The following is a 7,892-nucleotide window of genomic DNA, read 5'->3' on the forward strand; positions in this document are numbered from 1 at the left end:
CGCAGCCTTCGCCCGTCCGAACGGCGGGGCCGCCCTGTTCGCCGTGTTCGCCGCCGTGTTGCCGCTGCCATGCGGCCAGCCCGCCTTCCAGGTAGCGCGCTGCAACCCCGCGCGCCGTCAGGCGCGACTGAATGCCCCGGCTGGCTTCTCCGCCGCCCGCGCAATACACCACGGCGCTGGTGCCCTCGGGGATGGAGGGCAGCCAAGTGTCCGCCATGGCCGGATCGCGCCACTGCGAACCGGGAATGGCTTCCGGGTGCAGGTCGTGTTCACTCCGGCTGCGCACGTCGAGCAGCAGCATGCGCTCTTCGCCGCACAGGGCATTGTCGAGTTCGCGGGGGGTGATGGAGCGGACCATGGGGCCTCCCTTGGCTGCGGTGCGGACAAACTCCCCGCGGGTCGGGGCGGTGCGTCGGTGGAACAATGCGCTCAGGACGACTGCGGGAACAGGGTGAACTGGTCGTCCATCATGGTCATGGGCACGTCGTCGCGCCCGTGCAGCACGCCCTTGCCCCGCGCACCCCACGGGCACACCTTGACGCATACCCCGCATACCGAATGCCCGATGAGCGGGCGCTTGGCGAAGTCATCCTGCAGAAGTGCGCGGCAGCGTTCGAAGTGCAGGGCCTCGTCGCGGCTGTGGTAGTGCGCGCCCGGTTCGTGCGGCAGCGCAACGCCCTTGATGGCCCCGGCAGGGCATGCGTCGGCGCAGCGGGTACAGTTGCCGCAGCGGTTCACCAGCGGGCGGCCCGGTTGCAGGGGCAGGTCGGTGAGCACCGTGCACAGGCGGATGCGCGGGCCGTACAGCGGCGAAATGGTCAGCAGGCTCTTGCCCTGCCAGCCAAGCCCGGCGGCCACTGCCACGGCCTTGTGCGAGATCATGCTGGTGCAGGCCACGGAATCCATGGCCTGCGAGGCTGGCAGCGGCAGGGCGCGTCCGCCCGCTTCCTGGATCAGCAGGGCCAGGCGCAGGGCGGTGTCGTCCAGGCGGGTGTTCACTGCGCGATAGTGGTGGGCGTAGAGCGGGGTGGGGCCGTCCACGATGTCGTCCAGCACCGGGTCAGCCAGACGCACCCCCAGGCTGATGGCCCGAGTCCAGCCGTCCAGCAGGTTTTCCGGCTGGGTGGGCAGGGTGCGCAGACGGTCCAGGTCGGCCACGCCGAACAGGCTTGCCCCCCATCGTAACGCCGCTTGCCGCAAGGAAAAACTGTCCATGGCCATGCATACCTCCGCAGCGTACTGCCCCCATGGATGGCATGTTTTCCGTCCGGGTGCAACGGTCTTGCGCGCGCTTGCGACAGGTTGCGCCCTGCCAGCCGTACATGCCGGAATGGCAGGGATTGTCATGAAAATGCACTGCGGGTGGACACAGGCTTTTTTTTGCTTTATATTGTGAAAATGGCATGTGCAGGCTGATTCATTGTGCGAATGTAGCCCTGATCAGTGCCAAATATGAATAGCATGCTTCGATGTCCGGGAGGATGTTGAGCGTACGGGCAAGGGCCAAGGAATGCCTGCCCATGCGCATATGAGTTCGGTATGATGTTTGTCGCCGGAATAGCGTAACTTTTCGGTGTGCAATGTTTGGGATGCAGTTCTTGCGCGCGGCCTGTGTATCCTCTGGTGTGCCCTTGCGGCCCGGCAGGATGATGGTCGTGCGTGGTCATTACCGCAGCCAGTTTCGCGCCTGTTCTGCCCTGTTCTGCCCTGTTCTGCCCTGTTCTGCCCCGGTTCCGACCCGGTCCCGATCAGACTCCGCAGGTTCGGGCCACCGCATTTGCGGGCTGAGCGGGCTGCGGCGAGCATCGCGGGGAAGTCCTTGCGGGCCGTCTTTGGCCTGCCCCTGCCAGTGGGCCTGCCTCTGCGATGAGCCTGCCGGGCAAGCCGGTCATGACCGTGCGGCGCAATCGTGCGCCAGCCATTCTGCATCCCGTTCCGTGTCTCCCTCCCGTGCATCCCCATGACAGCATGATGATGACAACATGATGCGCGCCCCTCGCCGGGTGTGTGCCGATGGTGCGTGCCGTGCGCCGGTCTTTCGTGTCTCGTCCCTTTTCGGGGGGGCATGGCAACACCGGAGCGGCCTCTGCCGTCGGTGCCTTCCGGCCCCCAGGGGCCGGGCACTCGTGGCGCGCAGCACAGGAGGCTACATGGCGAAGATAGAGATCCGAGACCTGACCAAGATATTCGGCCCGGCGCCGGAAAAGGCGCTGAACATGGTCCGCGAGGGCAAGCCCAAGGACGAGATATACAAGCGCACCAGGCACGCCGTGGGCGTCAACCGCGCCACCTTCGACGTGGACGAGGGCGAGGTTGTCGTGGTCATGGGCCTTTCCGGCAGTGGCAAATCCACCCTGGTGCGTTGCCTGAACCGGCTCATCGAACCCACCGACGGCACGGTGCGCATCGACGGCACCGACGTGACCACCCTTTCGGTGAAGGATCTGCGCGCCCTGCGCCAGCGCACCTTCGGCATGGTGTTTCAGAATTTCGCGCTGTTTCCGCACCGCACCGTGCTTGAAAACGCCGAGTACGGGCTTGAGGTGATGGGTTCACCCAAGGCGGCCCGCCGCGAAAAGGCGGCGCAGGCGCTGGCCCGCGTGGGCCTTGCCGGGTGGGAAGCGGCCCGGCCCGGACAGCTTTCCGGCGGCATGCAGCAGCGCGTGGGCCTGGCCCGCGCCCTGGCGCTGGACCCGGACATCCTGCTGATGGACGAGGCCTTCAGCGCGCTGGACCCGCTGATCCGGCGCGACATGCAGGACGAACTGCTGCGCCTTCAGGACGACGTGCGCAAGACCATCGTGTTCATCAGCCATGACCTGGACGAGGCCCTGAAGATCGGCGATCGCATCGTGCTCATGCGCGACGGGGCCGTGGTGCAGGTGGGCACGCCGGAAGACATCCTGACCAGCCCGGCGGACGACTATGTGGCCCGCTTTGTGGCCGACGTGGACATTGCCCGCGTGCTCACGGCGGGCACGGTGATGAAGCGGTCAGAGGCGGTGGCGGTGCTGGGCGTGGACGGCCCGCGCACGGCCCTGCGCAAGATGCGCAACCACGCCATCGCCACCCTGTTCGTGCTCGACCGCAACCACAAGCTGGTGGGGCTGGTCACCGCCGACGACATCGCCGAGCACATGGCGGGCGGCGAGCGCGACCTTGCGGCCATCATGCGCACCGACATCACCACGGTATCCACGGAGGCCCCCGCCTCCGAACTCATTCCCCTCATGGCCGGGCTGCCGCACCCGCTGGCCGTCACCGACGAGCGCGGGCGGCTGGCCGGGGTCATCGTGCGCGGGCTGCTGCTGGGGGCGCTGGCCGAACGGGGAGGGAACGCCTGATGGAGGTGACGAACATGACGGCTCTGACGAACATGCTGGGCATGCCGGGCGCCTTTCCGCGCATTCCCCTGGGACAATGGCTGGAAGCGGCCATCGACTTTCTGGTCACACACCTGGCTCCGGCCACGCGGGCCTTTTCCGCCGTGACCGAAAGCGGCCTGAACCTGCTTGAGGCCGGTCTGGACGCGCTGCCGCCGCTGCTGGTCATCGCCTTCGTGGGGTTGGCGGCGTGGCGCGTCACCCGCAAAAGGGGGCTGGGCGCATTCGCCGTGGCCGGGTTGGCCCTGGTCTGGAACATGGGCCTGTGGCAGGCCACCATGAGCACTCTGGCGCTGGTTCTGGTGGCCACCCTGCTGGCCGTGCTGGTGGGCATTCCGCTGGGCATTGCGACCGCCATGAGCGACCGGGCGCGTTCCGTGGTCATGCCCGTACTGGACGTGATGCAGACCATGCCCGCCTTCGTCTACCTGATTCCCGCCATTCCCTTCTTCGGCCTTGGCAAGGTGGCCGCCGTGTTCGCCACGGTGATCTTTGCCATGCCGCCCGCCATCCGCTTCACCTGCCTGGGCATCCGGCAGGTGCCCGCCGAACTGGTGGAATGCGCCGAGGCCTTCGGCACCGGGCGCTTCCAGCGGTTGGTGAAGCTGGAGCTGCCCCTGGCCGCGCCCACCATGCTGGCGGGCGTGAACCAGACGGTGATGCTGGCCCTGTCCATGGTGGTCATTGCCGCCATGATCGGCGCGCGGGGCCTTGGCGGCGAGGTGTGGAAGGCCATCCAACGGCTGGAAATGGGCAACGGCTTCGAGGCGGGCATAGGCATCGTCATCGTGGCCATCTGCCTTGACCGCATATTGCAGCATGTGGGGAAGCGGGTTGGCGGGTAATGCCTGCTCTCCTTAGTTCCCCTATCCCTTCGCCGCAGTGCGCGGCATAACCTCCAACAGAGGAGCACGACATGAAGAAAGTATTGCTGATGACCCTGGCGGCCCTGCTGCTGGCAACGCAGGCCCTTGCGGCCCCTGCGCCCATCGTAACGGACGGCAAGCCCGTTCGCCTTGCCTACGTGGAATGGGATTGCGCCACGGCCAGCACCCATCTGGCCAAGGCGGTGATCGAAGACAAACTGGGCCACAAGGTGGAGGTGCTGCCCGTCAGCGCCGCCGCCATGTGGATGGCCGTGGCCACGGGCGACGTGGACGGCATGGTCACCGCATGGCTGCCCGTGACCCACGGCGACTACCTGAAGAAGGTGGACGGCAAGGTGAAGGACCTCGGCCCGCTGGTGGGCGGGGCGCGCCTTGGCTGGGCCGTGCCCGATTACGTGCCCCTGAAGACAATCGAGGAACTGAACGCCAACGCGGACAAGTTCAAGGGCAAGGTCATCGGTATCGACCCCGGTTCCGGCCTGATGAAGCTTTCCGAAAAGGCCATGCAGGAATACGGGCTGAACAAGCTGACCCTGGTGGAGGGAAGCGGGGCCACCATGACCGCCGCGCTGGACGATGCCATCCGCCGCAAGGAATGGGTCGTGGTCACCGCCTGGTCGCCGCACTGGATGTTTGGCCGTTGGAAACTGCACTACCTGGATGACCCCAAGAAGGTTCTGGGCGAAGAGGAACGCATCCATACCGTGGTGCGCAATGGCCTTGAAAAGGACATGCCCGAGGTCTACGCTTTTCTCGACCGCTTCCGCTATGCCGACGCCAACCAACTGGAAACGCTGATGGCCTGGAACCAGGAAAAGGGCGCCGACCTCATGGCCAACGCCCGGCGGTTCATGAAGGAGCACCCCGAACTGGTCAAGGAGTGGCTGGGCAAGTAGGGGCTGTTTCGCCCGTTGGTGTCGTTAAACTACGCCTGCCATGGCTTTGCTGTCCTTATCCGTAAGACTCGCGCCATGTGCTCGCCGAACGGCTAAGGCTCGGTCGAATACGAAAAGAGTGCGCGTTGCGGTTCTCATCCGCAAGGTTCGCTTCGCTCGCCCAACGGCTGAGGCACTCTCTCATGGCAGGTTTGTTTTCCTTGCCAACGGACGAAAATCCTAATTTTGAAACAGCCCCTAGGGGCTGAAGACACATGATGGAAGTGGGAAGCGCGACGGGTAACCGTCGCGCTTCTTCATTTGTCGCCTTTGCAAAATGCGCAGCCAGCCAGACCGGTCGATCAGCTGGATTGGGCAGGCAGGGCCGTGCCAGCCATGTGTAGGCGGGTTGTTTTTTGGAGTGTCTTCACGTAGCTGTACGCTTCTTTACATTGCTTGATATTGTGCGCCATTTGTACGTTGTCGTGCGTGGTGGTCGCACCGGGCGCCATGGTCATCCGAAAACGAAGCAGGACTGATGCCGTGAAACCGACAGAGCGTGATCTTGCCATGCTGCGGGGGGACGAATTCCGGAGCAGCTACAGGTTTTCCCTGGGCTGTTCCTGCCAGACGGACACCCGCTTCGATTACATCCTGCAACGGGTGGCGGGAAAAAGCGTCCTGCACGTGGGGTGCGCCGATCACGCGGAACTGCTGGAAAAAAAAATGCGCGACGGCACGTGGCTGCACGGATGCATTTCCGGCGTGGCCGCGCGTTGCCTTGGCGTGGACGTGAACGAACACGCTGTTGCCGAATTGACCACCCGCTACGGCTGCGACAATGTGGCCGTGCTGGATATGTTCTCGCAGGATGAACGGCTTGCCGGATGGTGGGACTACATCGTGCTCGGTGAGGTGCTGGAACACATGGACGACCCGGTGGGGTTTCTGCGCAGGCTGCGCGAAGCCTACGCGGGGCGCGCCGGGGCTGTGATCATCACGGTGCCCAATGCTTTCTTCTACAAGAACTTCAAGCTGGCGCTGCGCGGGTGCGAGGTGATCAACACCGACCACCGTTACTGGTTCACGCCCTACACACTGGCCAAGGTTCTGACCGTGGCCGGGTTTGCGGTGCAGGATGTCCGGTCCACGCAGGACTCCAGTCTGAAGTTCATGCCCAACATCACCTGGGCGCTGTTGCGCCATGTGCCCCTGTTGCGCAGCAACGTGGTGGCCACGGCGGCATTCGAAACCGGCGCGTAGGCCGTCCTGCGGGGGCAAGGTGTGGGCCTGAAGGCCAACGCCCGGCGGTTCATGAAGGAGCACCCCGAACTGGTCAAGGAGTGGCTGGGCAAGTAGGGGGCAGGGAGAGGGAAGAAACGGAAAGCGCGACGGGCTCCCGTCGCGCTTGTTTTGCGTCCGGCAGGGGAAAGCGTGGCTATGTGTGCAGGCGCATTTCCGCGTGCGCGTCATCGATATGGAGAAAATCCCTCATCGCCGCGCCAGGGATTTATTTGTACGACGAAGTCTGAGTTGGGGATTTTTCGTAGTCTTCTGTCCACGTAATGGCAGTGGAACGTGCGCTTCATCGATGCGTTGAGGTCGAATTTGTCGCTGCAACGCACCATGAGGTCTGTGCCGGGCATGAAGTACACGTTCCTCTGGCCGGGCAACGGCTCGAATCCTTCGTCGCGCAGGTTGCTTATGGGTTCGTTGGCGCGCAACATGTATTCCAGTTGTTCGTCATTGCGGTAGTATTCGGGCTGGTCGCCAGCGCCCTCGTACTGGCGGACACATCCGGATAGGAGAAGGGTTGCGGCAAGCAAGGCGAAAACGGCTGGGGACCTGCGCATGGTGGCTCCGGAAGGTGTGGAGTAAGCGGCTGCCGGGGAGCGGTGTATTTGGTTACGAGTATTTTAGAAGGTCGGGCGTGTAAAGTGGAACAATTATAACGCAGGCAGCGCATCCAGGGATACGGGCACGTCCGGCTCAGGGGTGCCCGTCACTTCCCATCCGCCGCTCCATGCGCGAATGGATGATGGACGCCCGAACCTGCACCCCGCGCGAGGTGCCCGTGGGTGACCAGCGCAGGGGATTGGGCAGCACCGCCGCAAGGCGGGCCGCCTCCCACGAGGTCAGCGCGGCGGCGGACTTGCCGTAGTGATGGCGCGCGGCGGCTTCCGCCCCGAACACACCGTCGCCCCATTCCACCACATTCAGGTACAGTTCAAGGATGCGCTTCTTGGTCAGTTCGCGCTCCAGCCGCCAGGCCATGATGGCCTCCTTGGTCTTGCGCGACAGGCTCTTTTCCGGGGTGAACCACAGGTTCTTGGCAAGCTGCTGGGTGATGGTGCTGCCCCCGGCGGCAATGCGCCCCTCCTCGATGTTGCGCAGGAAGGCCTCTTCCATGCCGTCCAGGTCGAACCCCTCGTGCTGCCAGAACTTGTCGTCCTCGGCGATGGTCACAGCCAGCACCAGATTGCGCGAGATGTTGCCAAGGCCCACCCAGATCTGGCGGTAGCTGGGGCCGCGCCCTTGCCGCGCCCATTGCCCTTGCCGGTATTCCATGAACGAGGTGACGGCGGGGTTCTGCTTGGCCAGCGTGGCGACGGGCGGCCAGACTGCGTAGCGGGCGATGTCGCCCCCCATCATTAGCACTAGCAGCAGCGCCAGCCGTGCGGCCAGCGGCCAGCCGGAGCGGGGCGCGCGCGGGCGTGTGGGGCCTTGCGGCGTTTTTCGCGCCGGTG

Annotated in this window: 8 protein-coding genes; 4 read left to right on the forward strand and 4 right to left on the reverse strand. The window is 64.8% G+C overall.

The genetic code is table 11. The features are described 5' to 3' along the window. Positions 1-358, reverse strand: a 358-nt coding sequence (locus FVW20_RS02770) for a rhodanese-like domain-containing protein (protein WP_269145803.1), incomplete at its 3' end; no start/stop codon positions are given. Positions 359-429: 71 nt separating this feature from the next. Then, positions 430-1,221, reverse strand: coding sequence for a 4Fe-4S double cluster binding domain-containing protein (locus FVW20_RS02775; RefSeq protein WP_196608197.1), 792 nt, complete (start codon positions 1,219-1,221; stop codon positions 430-432). A gap of 929 nt (positions 1,222-2,150) precedes the next feature. On the opposite strand from FVW20_RS02775, the gene FVW20_RS02780 reads away from it, so the two are divergent. From FVW20_RS02780 to FVW20_RS02795, 4 genes are all read left to right on the forward strand, one after another. After that, positions 2,151-3,344, forward strand: coding sequence for a quaternary amine ABC transporter ATP-binding protein (locus FVW20_RS02780; RefSeq protein WP_196608198.1), 1,194 nt, complete (start codon positions 2,151-2,153; stop codon positions 3,342-3,344). A 41-nt stretch (positions 3,345-3,385) separates the two neighbouring features. Further along, complete coding sequence (locus tag FVW20_RS02785; protein WP_196608202.1) at positions 3,386-4,228, forward strand: ABC transporter permease; 843 nt, start codon at positions 3,386-3,388, stop codon at positions 4,226-4,228. Positions 4,229-4,299: 71 nt separating this feature from the next. Further along, positions 4,300-5,166 carry a glycine betaine ABC transporter substrate-binding protein gene (locus FVW20_RS02790; RefSeq protein ID WP_196608199.1) on the forward strand — a complete coding sequence of 289 codons (867 nt, stop codon included), beginning with the start codon at positions 4,300-4,302 and terminating at the stop codon, positions 5,164-5,166. A 522-nt stretch (positions 5,167-5,688) separates the two neighbouring features. Then, complete coding sequence (locus FVW20_RS02795; RefSeq protein WP_196608200.1) at positions 5,689-6,408, forward strand: class I SAM-dependent methyltransferase; 720 nt, start codon at positions 5,689-5,691, stop codon at positions 6,406-6,408. A gap of 206 nt (positions 6,409-6,614) precedes the next feature. On the opposite strand, the gene FVW20_RS02800 is transcribed toward FVW20_RS02795, so the two are convergent. Beyond that, positions 6,615-6,998 carry a hypothetical protein gene (locus FVW20_RS02800; RefSeq protein WP_196608201.1) on the reverse strand — a complete coding sequence of 128 codons (384 nt, stop codon included), beginning with the start codon at positions 6,996-6,998 and terminating at the stop codon, positions 6,615-6,617. A gap of 136 nt (positions 6,999-7,134) precedes the next feature. Next, positions 7,135-7,892: monofunctional biosynthetic peptidoglycan transglycosylase (mtgA, locus tag FVW20_RS02805; RefSeq protein ID WP_231038807.1), on the reverse strand; the 758-nt coding region annotated here is incomplete at its 5' end.

The organism is Nitratidesulfovibrio oxamicus, assembly GCF_015731765.1.
Lineage (GTDB): Bacteria > Desulfobacterota > Desulfovibrionia > Desulfovibrionales > Desulfovibrionaceae > Cupidesulfovibrio > Cupidesulfovibrio oxamicus.